Below are 658 nucleotides of genomic sequence, written 5' to 3'. Positions count from 1 at the left end.
CGGGTGGCGGGCTGGTCCAGCACGTGGCCCAGCAGCGCGGCGGCGCGCCCGGGGAAATCGGCGCCGAAGGCCTGCGGCGCAATGAGCAGCATGCACTGCCCCGTGCGGGGCGGTCCGCCTTCCGCATCCAGAAACGACGAGGCCTCGTACGCATGGTTGCTGCCGGTCAGCGACGCCGCCAGCAGTTCCACCATCAGCGCCAGCGCCGCACCCTTGGCCCCGCCAAAGGGCAGCAGCATGCCGCCAAGGGCGGCCCGCGCATCGGTGGTGGGGTTGCCTTCCGCATCCACGGCCCAGCCTTCGGGAATGGATGTGCCCTCGCGCGCTGCGGCAACGATCTTGCCGCGCGCCACGGTGCTCAGCGAAAGGTCCATAACCAACGGGTCATGTTCCGGTCCGGCACCCGGCGTGCCGTCTGGCCTTGCGCTCGGTCCCGCATCTGGCCCGGCATGCGCTTCGGACCCGGCGACACCCGCGAAACCGGCGGGAGCATCGACCGGTGTCGGGCAGGCAAAGGCCAGGGGATTGGTGCCCAGCGACGCGCGGTTGCCACCCCACGGTGCCATGGCCGCCGGGGTGTTGGCGAACAGCAGCGCCACCAGCCCCTGCCGGGCGGCCCGACACTCCGGTGATGATGCACCCGGCGGCCAGGATGCCC

At 72.2% G+C, this 658-nt stretch carries 1 protein-coding gene; it reads right to left on the bottom strand.

Going from position 1 to position 658, the window contains the following annotated elements:
- A partial coding sequence (locus tag FVW27_RS18445; RefSeq protein WP_341806177.1) for an Ldh family oxidoreductase occupies positions 1 to 599 on the bottom strand: 599 nt, incomplete at its 3' end.
- Positions 600 to 658 lie beyond the last annotated feature (59 nt).

It is taken from the genome of Nitratidesulfovibrio liaohensis, assembly GCF_011682075.1.
Classification (GTDB): domain Bacteria; phylum Desulfobacterota; class Desulfovibrionia; order Desulfovibrionales; family Desulfovibrionaceae; genus Cupidesulfovibrio; species Cupidesulfovibrio liaohensis.
Note: the sequence above shows the minus strand (reverse complement) of the source record. Positions and strands in the feature narration are given on the sequence as shown.